This window comes from Clostridium tanneri (assembly GCF_033659955.1).
Taxonomy (GTDB): domain Bacteria; phylum Bacillota; class Clostridia; order Clostridiales; family Clostridiaceae; genus Clostridium_AM; species Clostridium_AM tanneri.
In genome coordinates this window covers 1-25,538 of the sequence record NZ_JARUJP010000013.1, presented here as the reverse complement: position 1 = coordinate 25,538, position 25,538 = coordinate 1, and the positions used below count along the sequence as shown (strand labels likewise).

23 protein-coding genes and 1 riboswitch are annotated in these 25,538 nt (G+C 32.4%); of the genes, 19 read left to right on the top strand and 4 right to left on the bottom strand.

Going from position 1 to position 25,538, the window contains the following annotated elements:
* The first annotated feature begins 75 nt into the window (after positions 1 to 75).
* The 6 genes from P8V03_RS11800 (at position 76) to P8V03_RS11775 (ending at position 5,389) form a co-directional block, all read left to right on the top strand.
* Positions 76 to 681 (top strand): DUF3793 family protein, encoded by a 606-nt coding sequence (locus tag P8V03_RS11800; RefSeq protein ID WP_318798262.1) that lies wholly within the window; start codon positions 76 to 78, stop codon positions 679 to 681.
* Positions 682 to 739: 58 nt separating this feature from the next.
* Positions 740 to 854: riboswitch (FMN riboswitch) on the top strand.
* 207 nt (positions 855 to 1,061) lie between these two features.
* The gene (gene ribD / locus P8V03_RS11795) at positions 1,062 to 2,159 is read left to right on the top strand and encodes a bifunctional diaminohydroxyphosphoribosylaminopyrimidine deaminase/5-amino-6-(5-phosphoribosylamino)uracil reductase RibD (protein ID WP_318798261.1); all 1,098 of its coding nucleotides are present in this window, start codon (positions 1,062 to 1,064) and stop codon (positions 2,157 to 2,159) included.
* 53 nt (positions 2,160 to 2,212) lie between these two features.
* Positions 2,213 to 2,863, top strand: coding sequence for a riboflavin synthase (locus P8V03_RS11790; RefSeq protein WP_261671316.1), 651 nt, complete (start codon positions 2,213 to 2,215; stop codon positions 2,861 to 2,863).
* A 67-nt stretch (positions 2,864 to 2,930) separates the two neighbouring features.
* The gene (locus P8V03_RS11785) at positions 2,931 to 4,148 is read left to right on the top strand and encodes a bifunctional 3,4-dihydroxy-2-butanone-4-phosphate synthase/GTP cyclohydrolase II (protein WP_346432508.1); all 1,218 of its coding nucleotides are present in this window, start codon (positions 2,931 to 2,933) and stop codon (positions 4,146 to 4,148) included.
* Between the two features lies 1 nt (position 4,149).
* Positions 4,150 to 4,611, top strand: a complete 462-nt coding sequence (gene ribH / locus P8V03_RS11780; protein ID WP_261671314.1) for a 6,7-dimethyl-8-ribityllumazine synthase — start codon at positions 4,150 to 4,152, stop codon at positions 4,609 to 4,611.
* A 118-nt stretch (positions 4,612 to 4,729) separates the two neighbouring features.
* Positions 4,730 to 5,389, top strand: coding sequence for an HAD family hydrolase (locus P8V03_RS11775; RefSeq protein WP_318798259.1), 660 nt, complete (start codon positions 4,730 to 4,732; stop codon positions 5,387 to 5,389).
* Positions 5,390 to 5,541: 152 nt separating this feature from the next.
* Here P8V03_RS11775 and P8V03_RS11770 read toward each other — a convergent pair whose 3' ends face one another.
* Positions 5,542 to 6,096 carry a DsbA family oxidoreductase gene (locus tag P8V03_RS11770; protein WP_318798314.1) on the bottom strand — a complete coding sequence of 185 codons (555 nt, stop codon included), beginning with the start codon at positions 6,094 to 6,096 and terminating at the stop codon, positions 5,542 to 5,544.
* Between the two features lie 492 nt (positions 6,097 to 6,588).
* Between P8V03_RS11770 and P8V03_RS11765 the strand changes: the two genes are divergently transcribed.
* Together P8V03_RS11765 and P8V03_RS11760 are read left to right on the top strand one after the other, a co-directional pair.
* A complete protein-coding gene (locus P8V03_RS11765) occupies positions 6,589 to 8,604 on the top strand; it encodes a cell wall-binding repeat-containing protein (RefSeq protein WP_318798258.1) in 2,016 nt (671 codons plus the stop codon).
* Positions 8,605 to 8,863: 259 nt separating this feature from the next.
* Entirely contained in the window at positions 8,864 to 9,007 is a 144-nt protein-coding gene (locus P8V03_RS11760; RefSeq protein ID WP_318798257.1) for a hypothetical protein, read from the top strand.
* Between the two features lie 47 nt (positions 9,008 to 9,054).
* Here the strand turns inward: P8V03_RS11760 and P8V03_RS11755 are convergent, their stop codons facing one another.
* The 3 genes from P8V03_RS11755 to P8V03_RS11745 all read right to left on the bottom strand — a co-directional run bounded on the left by P8V03_RS11755 (position 9,055) and on the right by P8V03_RS11745 (position 10,831).
* Entirely contained in the window at positions 9,055 to 9,195 is a 141-nt protein-coding gene (locus P8V03_RS11755; protein ID WP_318798256.1) for a hypothetical protein, read from the bottom strand.
* 140 nt (positions 9,196 to 9,335) lie between these two features.
* Positions 9,336 to 10,127: a metal ABC transporter permease gene (locus tag P8V03_RS11750; protein WP_318798255.1), complete on the bottom strand. Its 792-nt coding sequence runs from the start codon at positions 10,125 to 10,127 to the stop codon at positions 9,336 to 9,338.
* 50 nt (positions 10,128 to 10,177) lie between these two features.
* Positions 10,178 to 10,831, bottom strand: coding sequence for a metal ABC transporter ATP-binding protein (locus P8V03_RS11745; RefSeq protein WP_261671308.1), 654 nt, complete (start codon positions 10,829 to 10,831; stop codon positions 10,178 to 10,180).
* Positions 10,832 to 11,165: 334 nt separating this feature from the next.
* On the opposite strand from P8V03_RS11745, the gene P8V03_RS11740 reads away from it, so the two are divergent.
* The 11 genes from P8V03_RS11740 to P8V03_RS11690 all read left to right on the top strand — a co-directional run bounded on the left by P8V03_RS11740 (position 11,166) and on the right by P8V03_RS11690 (position 25,427).
* Positions 11,166 to 12,116, top strand: a complete 951-nt coding sequence (locus P8V03_RS11740) for a metal ABC transporter substrate-binding protein (protein WP_261671307.1) — start codon at positions 11,166 to 11,168, stop codon at positions 12,114 to 12,116.
* Between the two features lie 50 nt (positions 12,117 to 12,166).
* On the top strand, positions 12,167 to 13,273 hold the full coding sequence (mnmA, locus tag P8V03_RS11735; protein ID WP_261671306.1) for a tRNA 2-thiouridine(34) synthase MnmA: 1,107 nt from the start codon (positions 12,167 to 12,169) through the stop codon (positions 13,271 to 13,273).
* Positions 13,274 to 13,399: 126 nt separating this feature from the next.
* Positions 13,400 to 14,776, top strand: coding sequence for a PhoH family protein (locus P8V03_RS11730; protein WP_318798254.1), 1,377 nt, complete (start codon positions 13,400 to 13,402; stop codon positions 14,774 to 14,776).
* A gap of 230 nt (positions 14,777 to 15,006) precedes the next feature.
* Complete coding sequence (locus P8V03_RS11725; protein ID WP_261671304.1) at positions 15,007 to 16,014, top strand: phosphodiester glycosidase family protein; 1,008 nt, start codon at positions 15,007 to 15,009, stop codon at positions 16,012 to 16,014.
* Between the two features lie 38 nt (positions 16,015 to 16,052).
* Positions 16,053 to 17,078 (top strand): NHL repeat-containing protein, encoded by a 1,026-nt coding sequence (locus P8V03_RS11720; protein ID WP_318798253.1) that lies wholly within the window; start codon positions 16,053 to 16,055, stop codon positions 17,076 to 17,078.
* 145 nt (positions 17,079 to 17,223) lie between these two features.
* A complete protein-coding gene (locus P8V03_RS11715) occupies positions 17,224 to 17,868 on the top strand; it encodes a site-2 protease family protein (RefSeq protein ID WP_318798252.1) in 645 nt (214 codons plus the stop codon).
* 123 nt (positions 17,869 to 17,991) lie between these two features.
* Positions 17,992 to 18,627: a tRNA (guanosine(46)-N7)-methyltransferase TrmB gene (gene trmB, locus P8V03_RS11710; RefSeq protein WP_261671301.1), complete on the top strand. Its 636-nt coding sequence runs from the start codon at positions 17,992 to 17,994 to the stop codon at positions 18,625 to 18,627.
* 1,323 nt (positions 18,628 to 19,950) lie between these two features.
* Positions 19,951 to 20,091, top strand: a complete 141-nt coding sequence (locus tag P8V03_RS11705; RefSeq protein ID WP_318798251.1) for a hypothetical protein — start codon at positions 19,951 to 19,953, stop codon at positions 20,089 to 20,091.
* A gap of 71 nt (positions 20,092 to 20,162) precedes the next feature.
* Positions 20,163 to 22,082, top strand: a complete 1,920-nt coding sequence (locus P8V03_RS11700; RefSeq protein WP_318798250.1) for a cell wall-binding repeat-containing protein — start codon at positions 20,163 to 20,165, stop codon at positions 22,080 to 22,082.
* Positions 22,083 to 22,245: 163 nt separating this feature from the next.
* A complete protein-coding gene (locus tag P8V03_RS11695) occupies positions 22,246 to 23,721 on the top strand; it encodes a cell wall-binding repeat-containing protein (protein ID WP_318798249.1) in 1,476 nt (491 codons plus the stop codon).
* A 407-nt stretch (positions 23,722 to 24,128) separates the two neighbouring features.
* Complete coding sequence (locus P8V03_RS11690; RefSeq protein WP_318798248.1) at positions 24,129 to 25,427, top strand: cell wall-binding repeat-containing protein; 1,299 nt, start codon at positions 24,129 to 24,131, stop codon at positions 25,425 to 25,427.
* Positions 25,428 to 25,538 lie beyond the last annotated feature (111 nt).

Below are 25,538 nucleotides of genomic sequence, written 5' to 3'. Positions count from 1 at the left end.
AACATATATCAATAATTCACCTAACTTATGCAGAAAATAAAGTTAAATTTCTTTAGGGATTAAAGGATGGTGATTGTGATAAGAGTATTACTGGAAGAGTATATGAATAGAATAAAGTCTATGGATAAAAAAGAGTACTTGTTTGGAGTGATATTATATAGTGCAGCACCTACAGTAGCAGGTCATAAGCCAGCTTCCATAATTACCTTAAGTAGGGATAAGGGTAACTTATATTCATTATGGGAAAAATATAAAAAAGAGTTCTTGTCAGAGTGGATGGTGGAATTCTGCGAGATTAAAAAAACGGAAAATGTAATAACTTTATTATTTTATGATAGTGATCAATTGACAAAGGTGATTTATGAAGAGGAAAACATGAAATTCTTATATAAGTTTGGATATAGGGAATATTTTAGTTTAGAGGAAAATTTAGAGGTTTTAAAGTTAAGGTTTGAAGAATCCTTCCCTCATGAGATAGGGCTATTCTTAGGAATACCTTTAGAAGATGTAATTTGTTTTATAGAATCACCAGATAAAGAATGTCTGCTTTGTGGTTATTGGAAGGTCTATAACAATGTTGAATATGCTAAGGAAAGTTTCTCAAAGTATGATACTGACAAAAACACTGTAATTAATTGTGTTTTACAAGGAATTCTCCCTTCATTGGTTATGAGAGGTTGATAATGAAAATATATGTTGATATTATAAAAAAATAGTGGTATTATGAAATCATAAAAAAATAAGTCTTCAGGGCGGGGTGAGATTCCCCACCGGCGGTATAGCCCGCGAGCCGTAAGGTATGATTCGGTGAAACTCCGAGGCCGACAGTAAAGTCTGGATGAAAGAAGATAGATATGAGATAGCTTAATTTACATTAGAAGATATATGCATAAGTGGATATATTAAATGTGATACTATAAAAGTTACTCTATATTTGTGAAAGTTAACGCTCTGAATTTTTTCAGAGCGTTTTTTATTTATATAAATCTGTATTCTTTTTTAATAATTGGGGATTTATTTAATTATAAAAGAAACTTAATTAAAAGGTTTGGAGGTGTGAAATGGAAACTAAATATATGAAAAGGGCATTAGAATTAGCTGCTATGGGAATTGGATATACTAACCCTAATCCTTTAGTTGGAGCTGTAATAGTCAAAGATGGAAAGATTATTGGAGAAGGATATCATGAAGTTTACGGAAGCAATCATGCAGAAGTAAATGCCTTTAAAAATGCCACCGAAGACGTTAAAGGTGCAACCATGTATGTGACACTGGAGCCTTGTTCACATTATGGTAAAACTCCACCCTGTGCAAAGGCAATAGTTGAAAAAGGAATCAAGAAGGTTGTTATAGGTTTAAAAGACCCAAACCCTCTAGTAAGCGGAAAAGGCATCCAGATACTAAAGGATAACAATATTGAAGTTGTTACTGGTGTTATGGAAGAAGAGGGGAGAAAACTAAATGAAATCTTTTTGAAATACATAACAACAAAGCTTCCCTTTTGTATTTTAAAAACAGCCATGACCTTAGATGGCAAAATTGCAGCCTATACTGGAGATTCAAAGTGGGTTACAAACGAATTTTCTAGAAAATTTGTTCATCAACTAAGGCATAGGGTTTCATCTATTATGGTAGGCATAGGGACAATACTAGCAGATGACCCCCTCCTAACAACAAGACTTGATACTGGCAATGGAAGTGATCCAATAAGGATTATAGTTGATAGTAATACAAGAATTCCATTAGAAGCTAAGGTACTTCACGTACAGTCTAAAGCAAAAACAATCATAGCCACCACGGAATTGGCAGATGGAAATAAGTTAAAAGCTTTAGAAAGTGCTGGTGCGGATATTATTATTACTCCATTAAAAAATAATAGAGTAGATTTAAGTTATCTTATGAAAGCCCTGGGAGAAAGAGCTATAGATAGTGTGCTTTTAGAAGGTGGAAGTGAATTGAACTATTCTGCTGTTGAGGAAGGTATTGTTGACAAAGTTAACGCTTTTATAGCCCCAAAGATTATAGGTGGCAGAGAAGCAAAAACACCAGTTGGAGGATTAGGAAAAGCCCTTATGAGTGAAGCCATTTCAATTGAAAATATTGAAATACACAGCTTTAAGGATGATGTAATGTTAGAGGGCTATGTAAAAAAACACTAGATTGGATTTAATATATGAGATTGACCAATATAGAAGGAAAGGAGGACTTCTTTATGTTTACTGGGTTAGTAGAGGAAGTAGGAATCATACAGGCTATAATTAAATCTACAAAATCTGCCAGGATTACTATTAAAGCAAAGAAAGTACTAGAAGAAGTAAAGCTGGGGGATAGTATAAGTACTAATGGAGTATGTTTAACAGTAACAGATTTTAGTACAAATCATTTTACCGTTGATGTAATGGCAGAAACTATGAGAAGAAGCAACCTAAAGAATTTGTCTTCAGGAGATGAAGTTAATTTAGAAAGGGCTTTAAGAGTAGGAGATAGACTGGGAGGTCATATGGTTAGTGGTCATATTGATGGGATAGGGGTAATAGCTAAATATGAAAATGAAGATAACGCTGTTTGGATTACCATCAGTACCTCCCCAGAAATATTAAGATATATTGTGGAGAAGGGATCTATTGCTATTGACGGAGTAAGTTTAACAGTGGCCTATGTAGACGATTCAATATTCAAAGTATCTATAATACCACATACAAGAGATGCCACAACATTGCTAAGGAAGAAAACAGGCGATATGGTTAATCTAGAATGTGATATGGTTGGTAAGTATATTGAAAAGCTAATCTTTGTTAAGGAAGAGCCGGAGATAAAAAAAGGTATTGACCTGGATTTTTTAAGTAAAAACGGATTTGTATAGACTTAATTTTCGAAATAGTAAAATTACGAAAAATACAATAAAAATTTAAAGAATTAAGATAGGGGGAATAAAAGTGTATAAGTTTAATACTATTGAAGAAGCTATTGAAGATATTAGAGAAGGTAAAATAATTGTTGTTGTAGATGATGAAGATAGAGAAAATGAAGGAGATTTACTAATGGCAGCAGAAAAGGTAACTTCTGAAGCCATTAATTTTATGGCAAAGTACGGAAGAGGATTAATCTGTATGCCAATTACAGGCGAAAGATTAGATGAACTACATATCCATCCAATGGTATCAGAAAATACAGATCCACATAAGACTGCTTTTACGGTGTCAATAGATGCAGCAGAAACTACTACAGGAATATCAGCCTATGAAAGAGCAGCTACAATTAGAAAAGTATTAGACCCAAAGGCGGAAGAAAAGGACTTCAAAAGACCAGGTCATGTTTTTCCACTAGAGGCTAGAAAAGGTGGAGTGTTAAAGAGAGCAGGTCACACAGAGGCTGCTGTGGATTTTGCAAAACTTGCAGGATTATATCCAGCTGGAGTAATCTGTGAAATTATGAGTGAAGATGGAACAATGGCAAGAACTCCAGAACTTATGGAGTATGTAAAAGAACATAATTTGAAGATTGTTACCATTGCAGATTTAATTGCTTACCGTAGAAAAAATGAAGTTTATATAAAAAGAGTAACGGAAGCTAAAATGCCTACAAAATATGGAGAATTTAAAATAATTGGTTATGAAAATACGCTAAATGGTGAACATCATGTTGCTTTAGTTAAAGGAGAAGTTGCTGGTGAAGAACCTGTTTTAGTAAGAGTTCATTCTGAGTGTCTTACAGGAGATGCCTTTGGATCTTTAAGATGCGATTGTGGAGAACAATTTGCAGCAGCAATGAAAGAAATTGAAGAAGAAGGAAGAGGTGTTCTTCTATATATGCGTCAGGAAGGCAGAGGAATTGGACTTATTAATAAGTTAAGAGCCTATGCTCTTCAGGATCAAGGTATGGATACTGTAGAAGCAAACTTAGCTTTAGGGTTTGAAGCTGACATGAGAGATTATGGTATAGGAGCACAAATATTAGCTGATCTTAAGGTTGAGAAAGTAAATCTAATGACAAACAATCCAAGGAAGATAGCTGGTCTTTCAGGATATGGAATAGAAATTTTAAATAGAGTACCAATTCAAATGAATCATAATGAGAGAAATGAATATTATTTAAAAACTAAAAAACAAAAATTAGGTCATATGTTAAATTTTAAGGAGGAACAATAAGATGAAAGTTTATGAAGGAAGTTTAATAGCACAAGGGTTAAAGTTTGGGATTATAGTAGGAAGATTTAATGAATTTATAGGAGGAAAACTATTATCTGGTGCAATTGATGGATTTAAGCGTCATGGTGTTGAAGAAGAAAATATTGAAATTGCATGGGTTCCAGGAGCTTTTGAAATTCCCCTTGTAGCAAAAAAAATGGTAAACACAAAAAAATATGATGCTGTAATATGTTTAGGGGCTGTAATAAGAGGGGCAACACCACACTTTGAGTATGTATCTGCTGAAGTATCAAAAGGGGTTGCAAGCGTTTCTCTAGAAACAGGAGTGCCAGTTGTTTTTGGTGTGTTAACTACAGATACTATCGAGCAGGCTATAGAGAGGGCAGGAACAAAGGCTGGAAATAAAGGATATGATGCTGCAGTTACTGCAATAGAAATGGCTAATTTACTAAAGCAAGTTTAATATGTAGAACTCTATAGAGCAGGATGGGAATTCAGGTAGATAAAATCTATCTGAATTTCTTTATCCGAATCTAATCCAGGTTTCACTTTATAAATAAATATAAGGAAGTGAAGAGCAAATGATTAATTTTGAGAATATAAAAACTATCTTTTTTGATTATGATGGAACTTTGCATGACAGTATGAAAATCTATGGCCCTGCCTTTAAGAAAGCCTATGCTTATCTTGTGGAAAATAAATTTGCAGAGCCAAGACAGTGGAAGGATGAAGAAATTAGCTATTGGTTAGGCTATAACAGCCAGGAGATGTGGGAAAACTTTATGCCTAATTTACCAAAGGCAATACAGGATAAAGGTAGGCAAATAGTTGGAGATGAAATGAAGTCACTTATAGAACAGGGAAAGGCAGTTTTGTATGAAGGTGCAGTAGAAACATTAGATTACTTAAGGAATAAAGGCTATAATTTAGTTTTCATCAGTAATTGTAGAATATACTATAGAGATTCACATGCAAAGCTATTTAACTTGCATAACTATTTTCAAGATATGATATGCTCAGAGGAATATGATTTTATTCCCAAGTATGAAATCTTAGCTAAAGTAAAAGATAAGTATTCAGAAGAGATGGTTATAGTTGGAGATAGAAAACACGATATAGAAGCAGGAAAGAAAAATCATATATATACTATTGGGTGTGATTATGGTTTTGCACAGCCCGGTGAGTTAGAAGAAGTTGATGTTGTTATCCATAATATCAGTGAACTAAAGGAGTATTTTTAGGTAATAAGTTTAAGTTTATACATCAAAAGGGGCTGTAGCACTAAGAATAAAGTTCCCAACATATTGCGTTTGTTATTGAGCTGCAAACCAATATATTGTATGTAAATTTCTTAATGCCATAGCCCCATTTAGTTTGATACAGATTGAGATTACTATTGCTGTTTTTCAATATCTAACAAGGTTTTTCTAAAAGCCTCTAATGGCTGTGCACCTACAATGACGAATTTATCATCTATTATAAATGTTGGAGCACTATTTATTTCATACATCTGAGCTCTCTTTTGAACATCTCTTACGTTTTTTTCATAAATACCTGAGTGAAGCCTGTCTGTGAGTTCATCTATATTTAAACCACTGATTTGAGCAATACCTTTTATTACTTCTATATCACCTATATCTTTACCTTCACTAAAGTAAGCACGAAATATATTTTGGTGGAATTCATGAAATTTGCCTATTTCCTTTGAATACTCTCCTGCTTCTAGAGATTTACGGGAATTTGACAAAATATCATTTTTATTAAAATCTATACCATAGGGCATACCCATACTTTTGAGGTTGTCAAACATCCTATCTATTGAAGCTGATGGGAATTTTTCTGCCATAGGGACCCCTTCTTCTGGAGTTTCAGGGTGAATTTCAAAGGGAAGCCATTCATCTTCGATATCAAACTCCTCCTTTAATTTGTCGACAATACCTTTGCCAATATAGCAAAAGGGTCAAATGTTATCTGAAAATATTGTGAACGTATGCTTCATAAAAATTTCTCCTTATTCTCTTATTACATAGATATTATAGCCTTTCCTATAGGTTTATTAGTAATAGTATAAACAAAAAAGTGTTTTATATTTAATGTTTCCAAGCTATTTTTCTTGCCTTTAAAGGCTGTCTGATGACAGATTTAAATTATATGATTTTTATATCATATATAAAGTCTAAACTATACACCTTATAAAATAATTATACTATATTATTTTGATGAGTAATAATTATTAATTTATTACTGGAAATAAGATGATTTAACGAGATAGGCTTCCAACACAGGAATAAGTATCACATTGAAATTATGCATATATATACCTTAAACTTATAATATAAGGTCAATCTCTAATAATTATGAGTTACCTATTAAGGAAAACTTGAATTTTATGAGACTTTATTTAGGAAAGAGACCTAGTTTAATTTTTGGAGGTGTATTATTGAAACGAAGAAATAAGTTTATTTCATTTATAGCAACAATAGTAGTAAGTACAATGTGTTTATCATATAAAACCTATGCAGCTGCACCAACAAATATAACTAGGCAGCAAGCGCAGAGCAGAGGATATGATATGGCCTATGTTCTTTGGAATTATGCCAGGGGCTTAAATGGAAATGTTAATAGTGGTACTGAATTACCGGATCAGCTAAAGGGAAAGGAAACATCACAGGAATTTGGTGTGCCTTATAATTGGGGAGGACTAGACGGAATTGATACAACCTCCGTGAAACAATGGAGCAGCTTCTTAGATGGAATAAATAAAGGGGCTATGGCAGGAAATGTACAAACAGAAGGTGGATATAAAGCTGGAACTGCAGGGTTAGACTGTTCTGGATTTGTACAAAGTTCTTTAAAGATTCCAGGATGGAAACAATCAACTAGTACTTTAGGTCAATATTTAAATCCTATATCCATTGATGATTTAAGAAACATGGACGTGCTTTTAGATAAAGGGAGCCATGTAGCCTTTTTTCAGTCCTGGGTATATGATGATTATGGACAGGTAATAGGAGCTACTACATTAGAGGCTACAGATGGAAACAGGGATGGTAGTGGACAAAAGGTTAAAGAATACTATAGATCTAAAAGTGAGTTAACTTCTAGGTTTACCTTAGGAAGGTACAAGTATATAGGCAATGATTTTATAGAAAACAATACTTCTAAACCTATTATAGAAGCTCCTCTATATAGACAAGCTGTTAATAACAATGAGAACAAAATATATTTTAAGTGGGACTTTACAGACATAGCTAACGGTGGTTATCAAACAGCTTATAGAATTAGAATATATGAGGGAGATATCGAAGGAAGTTCAAAATTTATTACCCAGATATCAGAAAATACTTCCGCCACAGAGAAAGTTGTAAAACTACAAGGAATGCATGAAGGCAATTACTACTATATACTAGAGACTAAAAATAGCAGAGGATATTGGTCTAATCCAGTTGTTACTCCCTTTAAAATAGTAAGTGATATAAATAGTGTCCAAACTAAAATTGATAAAATTGAAAGATTTGGTGGGCAAGATAGATATGAAACTTCTAGATTGATAGCTGAAAAGAACTTTGGCAGCAGTTTAGATAGTGTAGTTATTGCTAGTGGTAATGATTTTCCAGATGGATTGGCAGGGGTTACCTTGGCTAAGAAGGTTAATGCTCCTCTACTTCTTGTAGACAAAAGTTTAGAAAGCAAAGGAAGTAGTAATATACTAGAGTATATTACTAATACTCTAAACAAGGATGGAAAAATATACATTTTAGGTGGAGAGGGTTCTGTAGATAACTCATATGTAGAATATCTTAAGGAAAAAGGATACTCTGATAGCAATATTATTAGAATTGGCGGGCTAGATAGAAATGAAACTAGCGTTAAAATTGCTGAGAGTCTATCCTTAGAAAAAGGAACTCCTATTGTAATATCTAATGATTCAGCTTTTGCTGACGCTTTAAGTATTTCACCAAAGGCAGGTTCTAGCCAATGGCCTATACTTCTAACATCTTCAAATAAACTTCATGAAGAGGTAGAGGAATATATTAAGGATATTCAACCTTCTGCTGTTTATATTGTAGGTGGAACTGGAGTTATTACTGATAATGTTAAGGATAAAATTAAGCAAATTACAGGACTTGATAACAGCAAAATAGTAAGATTAGGTGGAAGTGACAGGTATCAAACTGGAGAAGCTATAAACAACTATTTTTATGCAAATAATTTGGACAAGGTCTTTGTAGCTTATGGTGAGAACTTTCCAGATTCACTAAGCGGAAGTGCAGCGGCGGCTATAGAAGGTAAGCCACTAATACTTGTATCAGATTATTCCTTTGTAAATGGGGCAAGATCCATTAACAGAGTAACTGGAGCCAACAAAGTAGACGTAAGCATATTTGGTGGGGATAAAATAGTAACTAATTATCTAATTTCTAAAATTGATAATTTATGTTTAAAATTACAATAAATCTTAACTTAAAGATATAAATGAAAATATATTAGAGATTTAAAAATTAAGTTAAGTTTTCTTTAATGATATTATATAGATAAAAATATACTAATTTAGTATGATTAAAATATTGAAGGATTTGAAGTTACAACTTTATATTAGTTTTATTGGAATTAGTACTATCATAATCATAAAGTATTATCTGTACTATTGCATAAACTAAGGATAGTTCAACAGCATTTTATTATAAATCTTAAATATGCAAGGAGGGACAGATATGAGAAAAATTATAGCTTCTCTCTTGATAGCTAGTTCTATAATAAGTAGTTGTAACTTTATTTCTAACAATGAAGAAAAAAGCCACAAGAAGCATAGGTATGGAGAAAAAGTGTTGGTTTTAATATATAATTCATTAGACTAAAATAATTTTAGGGTAAAAACTTCCAGACTTTTACCCTAAAGTTATTTTTATTTATTGATTCTTTGTCTTATAGCATCTTGGATTATCCTACCGGCAGCTGTTAAGTTTTCTTCGTGAAACAAAATACCGGAAGCTGAAGCAATCTTTTCTTTATTTCTTGTTTTATCTTCTTTTATAATATTTCGCATAGATACACTCCTTTATTTTTATTCCTGTAACTTATATATTATTTTTAATCATATGGTTATTAAATATTCAAAAATAAAATATAATTTTAAAAGTAAAACTCAATTTTCAAGAAGGTTGAAAATTGAGTTTATTAAAGTAGTTATTTATTTGTTTTATTTAACAGGAGTACTATGAGAAGTACAGCAACAGAAGTTATTGCTATTGTTCCGCCAGGGGCACTATTGATATAGTAAGATAAAATTAATCCAACTATTATATCTATAAATCCAAATATTATGGAAAATATAAAGGTTATTTTAAAACCCTTCCTCAATTGAAGAGCTGCAGCTACAGGCATTGCTATCATTGAGGATATAACAAGGATACCCATAATCCTTATAGAAACAGAGATAGTTGCACCTACTAACAGGGCAAATAGATAATTAATAACCTTAACCTTGACTCCCGCTATCTTGGCACCATTTTCATCAAAGGTAATATAAAGGAGTTGATTATAAAGGATGGAAAGTATTATAACTGATAAAATACTTAAAATAAACACAGTATAAAGTTCGTTCTTAGATACAGTTAAAATGCTTCCGAATAAATAGGAATTTACATTTGCACCAGTTTTACCAGTGCTTATCAATGTAATGGCTATTCCTATAGAAAGAGTCATTACAATTACCAGGATAAGCTCAGCAAATTTTTTATAGTATCCTCTCAAAAACTCAATTAAAAGTCCGCAAACAGAGGTGAAAATAAAGGCACATATTATAGGGTTATAACCAAGAATAAGACCTACAGCAACTCCAGCAAAAGAAGCATGTGATAAGGCATCTCCCATCATTGAGTATCTTCTGAGCACAAGGAATACGCCTACTGCAGGACATAGAATTGAAATAAATATTCCTGCAATAATTGCATTTTGCATAAAACCATATTGTAACATTGTTATCCTCCAGAACAAGTATTAGATTTGATAAATATCATTTATATAAACTAAGAAACTCTTATGAACTTTCTATATTCATCTATTGTATATAAGGTTGCCACTCCACTTTCCATTAGACATATATGGGTAGAGTTTTCTAAGGCAGCTTTTAGGTTATGCTCTACAGCAATTACTGTAATTCCTAGATGAAGGTTTAAATGTTTAATTATACTGTATATTTCCTTCTGACTTTGAATATCAATACCGGTAGAAGGTTCATCAAGGACTAAAAGTTTTGGGTTTCCCATTAAAGCGCGTGCTATAAAAACCTTTTGCTGCTGTCCGCCAGACATATCCCCTATAAGGTTGTTTATAAAATTATTCATGCCTACCGAATCTAGACTGTGAGAGATTGCTTTAGAACTTTTTAAATTTAAAACTTTCATATGGCACTTTAACATCTCGTAAACAGTAATTGGAAACTCAGAATTGAAATTTTCAACTCTTTGAGGTACGTAACCAATTCTATCTGTATTTAAAGATATGCTCCCGCTGCAAGGGTTCAGTAAGTTAAGTATTAGCTTTAAAAGAGTAGTTTTTGCACTACCATTTTCACCTAGGATTGAAACATAACTGCCATTTAGGATGTTTAAATTTAAATTATTTAGAACATAAGGTGGATTTCCCGTATATGAAAAAGTTAAATCCTTAATTTGAATCATGAAAAGTTTTCCTCCGAATTTATATAATTTTAGTAAAACTGTCAATAATAACAGATAAATTATATACATAATGCTTATTTAAAACAATAGTTCTATATAAATATCATTGACAAAAAAAAGTTAAAGTATAATAATATTATATATCTAGTTGCGAATAATTTGCAACAACATAGTAAAAATTTAGGATTAGCATACAATGATAAATAATATGGTTATATAATTTTAAAATATTATAGCCAAAAATATTTTGTTGAAATATAGAAGTTTTATTATATTCTATTGAAAAAGTTATGATAGTATGCAAAATAAACAATATTTTAGGAGGAAAGAATATATGTTAAAAAAAATAACTTTGTCATTAATAAGTATGCTTTTATTAGTGACAGTTGGTGCTTGTGGCAATAAAAATGTAGGTACTTCTACAAGCAGCAATAGTGACTTTGAAGCTAATGATGGAAAAGTGAAAGTAGTAGTAAGCTTTAATGCTCTTGCACAGTTTACAAAAGCTATTGGTAAGGATAAGGTTGATGTACAGACAATAATACCAAAGGGAACAGAGGCCCATGATTTTGAGCCTAAGCCAAAGGATTTAACAAGTTTAAGCAAAGCAAAGATTTTTGTTTATAATGGACTTGGAATGGAGTCTTGGGTTGATAAAACTATAAAAGCAGCAGATAACAAGGAATTAGTTTTAGTTGAAGCATCTAGAGGAGTTAATCCTATAAAGAACGTAGATCAAGAATCTTCTGATAGTCATGAAGGTGAAGTACAACATGGACAGTATGATCCCCATGTGTGGATAAGTTTAAGTGGGGCTAAAATAGAAGCTAAGAATATCAAAGATGCATTAGTTAAAGTAGATCCTGGTAATAAAGATTTTTATGAAAGCAATTACAATGAGTTTGCAGCTAAATTAGATACTATGCTAAATGAATACAATGGAAAGTTTAGTGAAGTGAAAAATAAGAATTTTGTAACTGGACACTCAGCCTTTGCTTATTTCTGCAGAGACTTCAATCTTCAGCAAAATAGTGTGGAAAATGTTTTTGCTGAAGGAGAACCAACACCTAAGAAAATGCAGGAGCTTATAGACTACTGCAAGGAAAATGGGGTTAAGGTTGTATTTATGGAAGATATGGTAAGTCCTAAGGTTTCAGAAACTTTAGCTAAAGAGGTAGGAGCAAAGGTAGAAAAAATATATACTACTGAAAATGAGGAAGATGGAAAAGACTATATACAAAGTATGAAGGAAAATTTAGATAAGGTTTATAACAGTCTTAAGTAATTAGACGAAGATTTATAGTTTTTAACTTAGGAAAGGAGCACAAAAGAGGAATGAATTCAAAGGGAAAAGTAGTTGTTGGAATGTCTGGAGGAGTAGATTCCTCAGTATCAGCTCTTTTACTTAAAGAGCAAGGGTATGATGTTATTGGTATATTCATGAAGAATTGGGATGAAAAGAATGACGAAGAGTATTGTACTGCAGTTGAAGACTATGAAGATGTTAGAATGGTTTGTGATCATATAGGTATTCCATACTATACTGTAAATTTCGTAAAAGAATATTGGGATAGAGTCTTTACTTACTTTCTAGAAGAATATAAAAGAGGACGTACGCCAAATCCAGATGTGCTATGTAACAAAGAAATTAAATTTAAAGCCTTTCTTGAGTATGCTGAGAAGCTTGGAGCAGACTATATTGCTACTGGACACTATGCACAGATAGGCTTTGAAGATGGAAAGTATCAGCTTCTGAGAGGAAGAGATGAGAATAAGGATCAAACCTATTTTCTATGTCAGCTAGGACAATATCAATTGTCCAAAACAATATTTCCAGTAGGAAATATTCCTAAGGATAAGGTAAGAGAAATTGCACTTGGAGCAGGATTGACTACTGCCAAGAAAAAAGACAGCACCGGTATATGTTTTATTGGAGAAAGAAATTTCACAGAGTTTTTAAGCAATTATCTACCGGCAAAACCGGGACCTATAAAAACCTTAACAGGAGAAGTAAAGGGTACTCATAATGGCCTTATGTATTATACCCTAGGGCAAAGAAAAGGCCTTGGTATAGGCGGAGAAGGCACAGGAGAACCCTGGTTTGTAGCAGAAAAAGACCTGAAAAATAATATACTTTATGTAGTACAGGGTGAGAGCAGTCCAGAACTTTATTCCTATGGATTAGAAGCTAACAAGTTAAATTGGGTAAGTGGCGAAGGAATAAAAGGAAGTCTTAAATGTACTGCAAAATTTAGGTATAGACAGCCGGATCAAGGAGTAACCTTAACTGTTATAGATGATGAAAGAATATTAGTAGGTTTTGATGAACCTCAGAAGGCAGTAACACCTGGTCAGGAAGTTGTATTCTATCAGGAAAATGTTTGTCTTGGTGGGGGAACTATTGATAAGATTTTTAGGAATAAAGAAGATTTAAAAGCATAGGATTAAGAACAACAGGATAATAAAAACTGTTGTTCTTTTTGTTTGGATTTATAATTTTATAAAAATTAATTCATTTGTGGAAATAAATGAATATAATAGTAGTAATGGAAGAGGGGGGGAATAGATTTGAAGAGGACCTATGTTATTGATACCAATGTTATTCTGTACTCGCCAGGAGCAATTTTTACTTTTGGTGATAATAATGTAGTTATACCAGAGGTAGTACTTGAGGAGTTAGATAGCTTTAAGAAAGACAAGTCAGACCTCGGTGCAAATGCGAGACACGCAGCAAGATTGATTGATAGATTAAGGAGGCAGGGAAAGCTCAATAAAGGAGTGGTACTTCCAGGCGGTGGAAAGCTTAGAGTAGAAATGAATCATTATGACACTGAAATTCCTCCATCCTGGGATAAAGGTAAACCTGATAACAGAATAATACAGGTATGTAAAGGTCTAAAAGAGCAGGGGGAAGATGTGTGTCTTATTACAAAGGACACCTTTGAGAGAATTAAAGCAGATACAGTTAACATAGATGTAGAGGATTTTTATGAAAAAGTAGTTCCTGAAAATGAAAGTCAGTACACTGGCAGAATAGAACTTTATGCTGCTGCAGAAAAAATATCAGAGTTTTATCAAAACAAATCTATAAAAGTAGAGGATGTATTATACTACTGCAATGAAACAAATAGATATTTGAAGCCGGAGCTTTATACAAATCAGTTTATTATAATTCATTGTCTTCAAAATCCAAAGCAAACGGCATTAGGAAGGTTTGATGGGAAAAAAATTGTTCAGTTGTTCTATAAGGATGCTGTTCCATTAGGTATAAGCGCCAGAAATGTAGGACAGAAATTTATGATGGAGGCACTATTCATAGATGCAGATAAAGCACCATTAGTAATAGTAAAGGGGCCAGCAGGCACTGCTAAAACTTTATTTTCTTTGGCTGTAGGACTTCATAAAATTATAGAAGAAGGAACAGAACAATATAGGAGAGTTCTTGTTTGTAGACCAAACGTAACCATGGATGAAGAAATAGGGTTTCTGCCAGGATCAGAACAAGAGAAAATATCACCATTTATGAGACCAGTTCTAGATAACCTTGAAATATTAGTAGACTCTGATGAAAAAGAAAGGTACAAAAATGAGAAAGAACTAGCAGATAAAATCAGAGAGCTTTTTGATAGAAGGATCATAACTACAGAAGCGGTGGCCTACTTGAGAGGAAGGTCTATAGTAAAGAACTGGGTAATTATAGATGAAGCACAAAACTTAACCCCTAAGCAGGTTAAAGCAATCATAACTAGAGTAGGATCCGGAACAAAGCTTATACTAATCGGTGATCCAGATCAAATAGATCAACCTTTTCTTGACTCAAGATCTAACGGACTTTGCTACGCTTCCGAAAAAATGAAGGGCAGCCATTTATGCTATCAAGTTACCTTAAAATACGATGAATGTGAAAGATCACCACTTGCATACGAAGCCTCTAAGAGGTTATAATTTAATTAAAGTTATAAGGGCACTAAAGACATCTATTGAGCTTTAGTGCTTTTTTTAGGTATTTAGTAAATTTTTAACATTCCAGTATTCTATAAAAGTTGAGGTTATTTTACATTTTAATATTTTACAGAAAAGTTTTTAATCTATTTATAATTATTTCTATTTAAAAAATATATCATTTATTGTACAATATTGAAAGATAAAGTTTTAGAAAGGAAAGGTTTTAACGTATGAATGAAAAGAAAACCGAAGGTAAGAAAAAGAGTTCCTTTTGGAAGTTATTTTTAGGTTTCTTAATATTTCAATTTATATTTACCGGAGTAACGGCTCCTCTTGTAGTGTTTTATGGACCTTTTGAAAATGTAAAAAGGACAATTGTAGGTGCAGCTATGACCACACTTAGTCATCAGTATATAGCTAAAGCATTTTTGTCTGATGAAGAAATAAATGAAATTTTAAGTGAAAATTCTATAGAGACTATTCAGCAGGATGACTCTCCAGATATTAAGATTGCTAATAAACATGATAGCAGCATAGAAAGAGAAGATATTAGTGACGGAAGAAAGTTTAAAGGTTACATGCTAATTATACACGATCCTACTAGGGTAAAAGTGGGATACAGTCAGAAGATAGGACAGGCTGGTGAGTTAACAAGCCAGATAGCCAAACGTAATGGTGCAGTAGCAGCTATCAATGGAGGCGGTTTTGTAGATAGTTCTTCTGAAGGAAGTCAATGGACAGGTACTGGAGGAAAGCCAGTAGGTATAATAATGAGTGATGGAAAAACAGTTTATAGCGATATGGAAGATGAAACTACAAAAGTAGAAATAATGGCTATAACTAAAGATGGGGTACTTTTGGTAGGACCTCATAGTTTGAGTGAAATGAAGAAGCTAGGTGTAACAGAAGCTATTTCTTTTGGACCAAGCTTGGTAGTAAATGGTAGAGGAACAATTAAGTCTGGTGATGGAGGCTGGGGGATTGCTCCTAGAACAGCTATAGGTCAAAGAAAAGATGGAGCTATACTTATGCTTGTTATAGACGGAAGACAAACCAAAAGTGCTGGTGCTACACTAAAGGATGTGCAAAATATAATGCTTCAGTATGGTGCAGTTAATGCCACAAATCTAGATGGAGGATCTTCTTCTACTATGTATTATGAGGAAGAAGTAATAAATAATCCTTCTGATCCTCTTGGGGAAAGATCTATACCTTCAGCAATATATGTAAAGCCTTAGAGATACACTAAAGATGATCATTAGAAGGGGAGGGTGAAATGAAGGTTTTTAAAAGAATATTTTTATGGATAATGATATCCCTAACTGTACAATTTGCTGGGCTTTATTATGCAAATAGTTATATTCTGTCTTCAGATACATCTATAAAAACTAAAAAGGTAGTAAAAAGCGATACGAAGAAACCAGATGCAGAAGTTAAGATTCCTGAAGGTGCAAAACATGTGGGAGTATCCTTTGATGGAAGGTATTTAGCTTACTATGATGGAGATGTACTAAAGGTAGTAGATACTAAGACCGGTGAAGAAAAAAATGTAGAATTTGATGATGGAGTTCAGGTATCCTTTTATAAATGGCTTTCAGACAGAAACAGGATGTTAATAGCAGAAAAGGAAACATCAAAACGCAGTTCCAATTTTAAATTAGCATACTATGATGTGGACAAAGACATAAAGGAAGAAATTAAAGAATTAGATTGGGCAGATAAAAACGCAGAAGTTGAAGATATACAGGCATCACCTTTAACAAATATAATATATGTTAAGGTGGCTAATAGCGGCAAAAGAAGTAGCATATACTGGATTAACATAATGAAGGAAATGAAGAAGGCGGATACAAACTCCTATGTAATAGGAAAAATAAGAGTAGTACCTCATGAAGATAAACTAGTATATGAAGATTTAACTTATAATAGAATATCAGTAACTGGAAAAAATAGATCTATAAATATTGACGGAGTGAAGACTCCATCGCTTATAGCTGTCGATGATAACGATAATGTTTATATTGGTGATACCCAAGATGGTAAGGTTACCAAGATTTATTATGGTAATGTAAATGACGATGGAAGTCAATATAAGTCTGTAGATCTAAGAGAGGCTGTAAATAAAGATGATATATTTGTGGCTTCACAAGGAAAGATTTATACCAATGATAATCTTAAAGGAACCGTAAGGGAATTTGGAAGTGGAAAAGAATTCATATATCCTGGAATTTTTGTTCAGATGTATGAAGGTGGAGTAGTATCAATAAGCGATGGTAAGCTTGTAAAAACGATCTTTAATTAGCAGAAAAGGATTGATGGTAACATGCATCAATCCTTTTTCAATATACAACTGTGAAAGTTTCTTTAATTATAAGTTGCATTTATTGAGTATTAAACACTGTTTTGTTATAATTAAGTTACTTTTATTAGAGAAGGGATGATTATATTTGAATGATTGGTTATTAGGAAAAATTCTTATAATACCAGCTATATTAATAGGACTTACATTTCATGAATATGCTCATGCAATTGTAGCAGACAAACTTGGAGATAAGACTCCAAAATTTCAAGGAAGGCTTACATTAAACCCCTTTGTTCATATAGATATAATGGGATTTTTAATGATATTGATAGTAGGTTTCGGTTGGGCAAAGCCGGTAGAGACAAATCCAAGTGCTTATAAAAATAGATACAAGGATGATTTAAAGGTGTCCATAGCAGGGCCTATAGCTAACTTAATAGTTGCTTTCCTTGGAGCTGTGCTTATGGCATTAACTCTGAAGTTTGCACACAATAGCTTAAGTGCAAATCCAACTCTTTACGGTATATTGATTAGTATATTTAGAGCTGTTATCAGCATAAATTGTATGCTTTTTGTATTTAATCTAATACCAATCCCAGGACTTGATGGATTTCATGTTTTAAGAGACTTATTCCCAGCTGCTTATTATAGAATTTCGGATAAAATTTATAGATATCAGCTTATAATACTTTTAGTGTTCATAGCAACACCTTTGTCCAATTATATAGTAGGAATTCCTACAGCATTTTTATATAATGTATTTACTAGAATTGCAGGAACTATTATATAATACTAATTCACAATGGAGGTAGCTATTGTTCTTCTGAGTGAAAATCTTCAGATCAAGTTACAGGTTGGAGAACTATAAGTTGTAATATTGGAGTAGTAATTATTATAAACTAGGAGGAAACATATGAGATTAAGAAAAAAGTGGTGGGCCAGACCAGAAATGGAGGCAAGTCATTTAACAATAACAAAACCACAGGAGTACAAAGGTAAGTGGAGTGAAGAATTTAAAAATAATAATGATATATATTTAGAATTAGGTTGTGGAAGAGGAAGATTTATATCCAACCATGCACAGCAAAATCCTAATATAAACTATATAGGTGTAGACTTAAAGGATGAGGTAATAATATATGCATTAAAGAAACTAGTTGAGGCAGAACTTGAAAATGGCAGAATTATTCCTATGAATATTGCTGGTATTGCAGAAATATTTGATAAAGATGAAGTAAGCAGAATATATATAAACTTCTGTAACCCATGGCCTAAAGAAAGACATAATAAAAGAAGGCTAACCCACCCGAAATTTTTAACAGAATACAAGAAATTCTTAAAACCAGGGAGCGAAATATGGTTTAAGACAGATGATACAGAGCTCTTTGAAGATTCACAGGTTTATTTCAGAGAAAGTGGTTTTAGCATAGAGTATTTAACTTATGATTTGCACAAAAGTGATTTCCAAGGAAATATTGTTACAGAGTATGAGGAAAAGTTTACCTCACTTGGAATGAAGACTATGTTTTTACTAGCTAAATTGTTGTAACCAACTAATATAATTTTGAATATATAAAAATAGTCTTGAACCTACAAATAAAGTTTTGAATATCAACCTCACATTAGAGCCAACCAATCCGCTCTAATGTGGGCTTTTTTTATTGCCCGAATTAGGGATTAGGTAGAATAGAAACAAGGAAACAAGCGAATTTGCGGGAGCTGAGGGAGTATTTTATTGTTTTCTAAATCACTTAAATTTCCAGTTGATAACTCACAGTCAAGTTCTTTAATTGAGTTATGGTTAAGTTTTTCTTTTTTCGAGCATATCTTATTCGTTCATTTATAGTTTCCATGGTAAATCCGCTTAAGACATACCTGATATGCGATAAATGCGTTCAAAATATCGTATATCAAATATATAATTATATTAGTTGATTATCAACCAGTATAATTTTATCACAGAATTTGGAGTTGCTAAATGAATTGAGAAAAAGACCGTTAAGTGAATTTTGGGAAATAGTTAACGAAAGTTTTATGATAAAGATATAGATATTATGGAATATTATGGGTGATTTTGTTAAAATATATATAGTTCATTTAATAGCAAAATACGTTTAAGTTTACCCAAGGAGAAAATATTATGATTAGCAAAGAACTATTAAGCATATCAGCAGCTATTACAGTAGTGTAGGTGGCAACATTACCTAGTTTTATTACAAAATGAATAAAATCAGATTGGACTTCTTAGGCGGTTAACGAAACTCAAGATATCTCAAAAATAATAAGAATTACATATGCTGACTATTTTAAGATTGATACAGCAATATGTAAAGAAGGTGAACAAGGCTGATAATACTATAATGTCAAGCTTATCAGAGTTTAGGTTTATTTAAGTTATGTATTCAAAGGACAGATAGGAAGGTAGAAATATAAAGATAAAATTCTTGGAGTTTTAAGTGAAAAAGAGAGGAATTAAGTAAAAAATTTAAGTTTTTTATTAGAAAGGAATGGGGAGCTTTATGAAAAAACTTTGAATATTGAAAAGAAACAGTAACTTTTTAAACATACATAAAGTGGAACAATAAAACACATGATCTTAAGAGGAAAATTTAATGAAGAAGCAAATAGAATTTTAAAAGGAGAAGAGTTATTTGTTTTAACTGGTATCTGAATAATATTAGTAATATGTTTTTTAATCTACGTTTTTATAATGTTAACATGAGAAGTGCTTCATTTCGAATAAAAGATTTAATTATTCTAATATCTATTATTCTTTATCCTTTATCCTGTAGATATTGCGTATGGTTTGAGGTCAATGGCAAATTTGTTTAGCGTATTAAACGAGGCTAATAGAGACTAAGAAGATGAAGAAGTGAAGAGAAACGTGCGTATGCCGATGAAAGGTTCAGTGAAAATAATGAGATTTACACTTGATATAAGATTACAACTTGTTTTAGATGGATTCTTGGAGGGGGATAAGGCATTAACCACATTGCTGGAGCTAAAAATCTAGTATGATATGAACAAAGTAGTTTTTGCAAATTACGAAGGTTATTCAATAAAATATAAAAGGAGAAAATGTTTATGAAAAATATAAAAATTAGAAGTATATTATTGGCATTATTTTTAGTCACATTTTTATCAAATTATTCTGTTGTACATGGAGAAACAATTTCTCACCACCAAGACGAAAATGGCGGTGTAACTTACGAAAGACATGATTTACCAGAAACTTTAAGTTTAGTAGAAGAGATGGTTAATGAAGCCATAGAGCAGAAATCACTTATTTATTACAATGAAGCTTATAATGCAGTAATGGGACTGTATGATGAAGAAAATAGAGAACCACTGTTAAATAAGTTAACGTCAATAGATAAAGAAGTTCTTCAAGGGTCAAAATCTGATACGACTACTAAAGTTACAGGAACGCAGTTGGCAGATTCTACAACTCAAAAAATAACAACTCAAAAGATAATAGGTGGAAGTTCTTATGAAATAGCCACAGCAGTAAGCAAGGCTGGATGGGATAAAGCTGATAGTGTTGTACTTGCAAGTGGTGAAGATTTCCCAGATGCTCTATGTGGAACTTCTCTTGCAATTCAACTAAATGCACCAATATTATTTACAGCTAAAATAGATAATTTGAGTCAGTATGATTCTCATACTGCAAGTGAATTAAGAGATGAAATAGATAAAAATAATAATGAAACTAAAACCGAAATAACACGTTTAGGAGCTAAAAAAGTATATATTTTAGGTGGACAAGGAGCGGTTTCTTCAGATTTAGAAAATAGTATTAGAGCTCAAGGCATTGATATAGTTAGATTGCAGGGCACAGATAGATTTCAAACGTCTTTAACCATAGGACAAGAAATAGTAAATAAAAGTAAATCTAATACAGTATTTCTTTCAAATGCTTATGGTTTTGCTGATGCATTATCAGTAGCTACATACGCAGGACAACAAGGAAGTCCTATTCTATTAACTGAAAAAGATAGCATAAATGCAACAACAAAAAAGGCTTTAAGTGATTGGAAAATTAAGAACATATATATAGCTGGTGGAAACGGAGTAGTTTCAGAAAATGTTGAACAGGAACTCAATGATATGGACGTTACTGTTACACGCTTAGGTGGAGTTGATAGGTATGATACTTCTCAGAAAATAACGAACTACTTTAATAAAGATGGTACTAAATTTACATTAGTTACTGCAAAAGATTATCATGATGCTCTTGTAGCATCTGTTTATGGGAGTAGGATAAATCAACCAGTAATGCTGATGGATAATGATAGCAGTGTGGAAACTAAAAACTTTGTAAAAGATAAAAGTTTTATAATTGTTGGAAATGATATATCAGAAGATGTAATAAGAAATCCTGTACCTGTGAGTTATTATTCAAAAGATGGAATGACATTTAGTACATTAAATGATATGCCTGTGCTAACCGAAAAAGATATTGAGAATGATGAGCATGGTACACCAAGGTACATTTATTATTCAACACATATGGAAAGATGGATATGTCCAAAAATAAAATCTACTGCAATATCAGACATCGAAAATAATTTTGAAGTATTAGATAAAGAATTAGGATTTGGACATGGAGCAGGGTTTGCGGCCTATAATCTTTTTGGAGAGCATGTTAAATCTACTAAAAACAGTGTTATTAATATAAGTAATCAAACAATTGCAGGAAAATATAACACTTATAATACTGAAATAATGATTCAATTTGATGTATGGGATGGGGAATATTATTATCCAGAAAATTACAGAGTCAAACAGATAGCGAAACAATTATTCAAGTTTTATTTCCCAAAAGGATATGAAACAATGTTTAATTATGTAAATACTATCTATAAAGGAACAGATGCAGAAGCATATGCTTTACTTGATCATGTGGTTACTATAGATAGTAGGGAAGTATTATTTACTTGTCCGCAAGATAAACTTATGATTTGGGTAAGTGCTCCTGGAGAACATCTTAGAACAACACCTTAGTAAATAGTAGATTGTTAGAAAGAAGGACATTATAGGGATGTAGGTTTAGGGATTAAGATATGGGAAGTCAACTTTCTTAACTATTATTAATAAGAAACAAAAGAGTAACATAAGATTAAGAAGATATACACTTAACTAATATTATTAAAAAAGGAGCATAATTATGAATAAGAAAATATTAGCAACAACAACTGCTTTAGTAGCTATTATAAGTGCTACTGTTTGCACTTTTAATATAAAAAGTGTTAAGGCAGATACCACAACGTTAATTTCAAGTACGCAGGAGAATAGTTCGAATGTTAAAAGAATTACTGGAGCAGATTATTATACAACTGCAACAGCGGTAAGCCAAGCAGGATGGACAACTTCAGATGACATCATCCTTGCTTCATCAGCCAATTTTCCAGATGCATTATCAGGTACTTCACTTGGTATAAATCTAAATGCACCAATACTGTTTACATCAAAAGATACTCTAAATGAGAATACTTTAAATGAAATAAAAAGATTAAATGCAAAAAAAGTGTACATATTAGGAGGAACGGAGTCTATTTCTCAAAGTGTTGAAGATGGTTTTAAAGTTCAAGGTTTAGTAGTTACAAGGTTATCTGGGAATGATAGATTTGCAACTGCGGTGGCTGTTGGAAATGAGGTTATAAGTAAAAGTAAGTCTACAACAGCTTTTTTAAGCAATGCGTATGGATTCGCTGATGCCTTAGCAAGTTCAAGTTTTACGAATGGAAGTCCTATTTTACTGACAGATAAGGATAGCTTAAATGCAAATACTAAACAGGCTTTAAGTGATTGGGGCATTAAGAAAGTTTATATACTTGGAGGAACAGGTGTTGTTTCACAGCAAGTGGAAGATGAACTTGGAGCTATGGGAATTAGTGTTACACGTTTAGGCGGAGCTGATAGGTATGGAACTGCTCAAAAAATAGTTAGTAATTTCGATTCAGCTTTAGATAAGTTTACTCTAACTACAGGAAAAGACTTTCACAACGCTCTTGTAGCATCAGTATACGCGAATAAAACTAATCATCCAATTATGCTGATGGATACTGATTGCAGTACAGACGTAAAGAACTTTGTGAAGGATAAAGACTTAGTAATAGTAGGCAATGACATAGATGAGAGTACTCTGAATAACGTTAATCCTATAACCTCAAATCCTGCTGATTGGGTATGTCCACAAATAAAGTCAACTGCAACTTCTGATGTAGAAGGTGATTTTGCTGTGTTAGACAAAGAATTAGGCTTTGGACATGGACAAAGTTGGGCAGGATATAGTTTGTTTAAGGAACATCCTATTAACACAAATTCAACAGTAATAACTGTTGGTGATGAAGTTAATTACGGAAAGACTTATAATTCACAAATAATGATTCAAATTGATGCATGGAATAATGACCCTAATATAGAGGGAAGTTATAAGGCAAAACCTATTGCTCAACAATTATTTAAGTTTTATTTTCCTAATGATTATATGACTTTGTATAATATATTTGAAAAAGATTTCAGTGCTAATCTGAATAAGATAATCAAATTGGATAATAGGGAAGTATTAATAACAAGACCAGCAGATTCAGTTATGGTATGGGTAAGTGCTCCTGGAGAACATCTTAGAACAACGCCTTAGTAACTTAGTAGGTTCAAAGGTTTAATAGGAATAAGGGATGTTTGCATACATTCTTTGAATTTTTGAAGCCCTAATATTAAAGTTTTTAGCTTCAATTAATTCATTCTGTATAAATAATATTTATGGTTAAAAACAACAAATTAGGCCTAACTATGAACAACTACTAGTATTTCAATATTGTAAATTTGTTTTATAACAGATAGAATATAATCATCGAATACGTTCAACATATCAAATCATGGAGAAACATTCCTAATAAGTTTTAGTTAACTTTAAGATTAGATTTTCAAAAAAATTCTTTTCAAGTTATAAAGTGAAAAATGGAAAAATTAATTCCTTAAGCGTATATATAGTTAATTAATAATTTTAGTAATAATAAATTTTACAAAACAAAGGGAGATAAATTTATGCTAAAAAGAAAAAAGAACATTACATCACTAATATTATCAGTAGTTATGACAGCTTCTTTAAGTGGAGCAATGTCCACTTATGTTAGTGCTGCATCTTCAAGACTTGCAGGATTAGATAGATATGAAACCTCTGCGGCAATTTCTAACAGTGGATGGACAACCTCTGATTATGTAGTAATTGCAAATGGAGAAGATTACCCAGATGCCTTAAGTGCATCACCACTTGCTAAAAAATATAATGCTCCAATATTATTGACAAGTGCAGGGGCCTTAGATAAAAATGCTAAAAAAGAGATACAAAGATTAAAGCCAAGCCATGCTTTTATAATAGGTGGCAATGCTTCTGTATCTAAAGCTGCAGCTCAAGAAATATCATCTTTAATACCTAATGTACAACGTTTAGGTGGACTTGATAGATACGAAACTTCAGTAGAGGTAGCTAAGGCACTTGGGACAGTAAGTAAGATAGTACTTACATCAGGAAATGGTTTTGCAGATGCTTTATCGATAGCACCTGTAGCAGGTAAAGAAAGCATGCCAATTTTATTAACTGAAAAGGATAAGTTACCAGATAAGGTAAAGGAGTATCTAGATGGTGTTAAGGATTCTATAGAAGAATCTTATGTTATAGGGGGAGCAGGTGTCATAAACGAGGATGTGGCTTCAAAATTACCTACAGAAGCCGTAAGACTTAGTGGAAATGACAGATATGAAACTAATGTTGAAGTAATGGCATACTTTAGCGACAAAATAGATTTTAGTAATCTTTATGTTGTAAAAGGTGACGGGTTAAATGGTAAAGCCTTTGCAGATGCTCTGTCTGGTTCAGCTTTAGCAGCAAAAAATTCTTCTCCTATAGTGTTAACAGATGGAATAATTCCGGAAAATACCAAAGGCTTTATGAAGTTTGTCTTAGGAGAAGATAGTAACTTCATTGCTTTAGGAGGAGAAGCGGTAGTTCCTCAAGGTATTGTAACTAAATTGGAAGAGATGAAGGTAGAAAAAGTTAACCTAGTGAAGGAAATCACTGAGGAAGTACAAAAGTTTGTAAGCCAAGTAAACGCTAAAGTACCTGAATTAGCTACAGACAATGAAAAGAAGGTAGTTACAAAACTAATCGACTCTTTAAGCAAAGGTATATCTGATCCTAATTATGACCTAACAAGTGAACTGGATGAATATAACAAGCTATATGAGCAGTTAACTGATGAGGAGAAACAGGATATTGGAACTAAACTAGCAGGTATTGATATTGTTAAATTACAAAGTTTGTTGCAGCAAGCAGGAGTACTATAGATTTAATAGTAGGGTCTATATGAGCAAAACTTAATATAATATTTTTAGTAGAGTAAGTTGTAACTTTAAGAAAGGACCCTGTCTCTTTGGAAGAGATATGGTCCTTTTTTT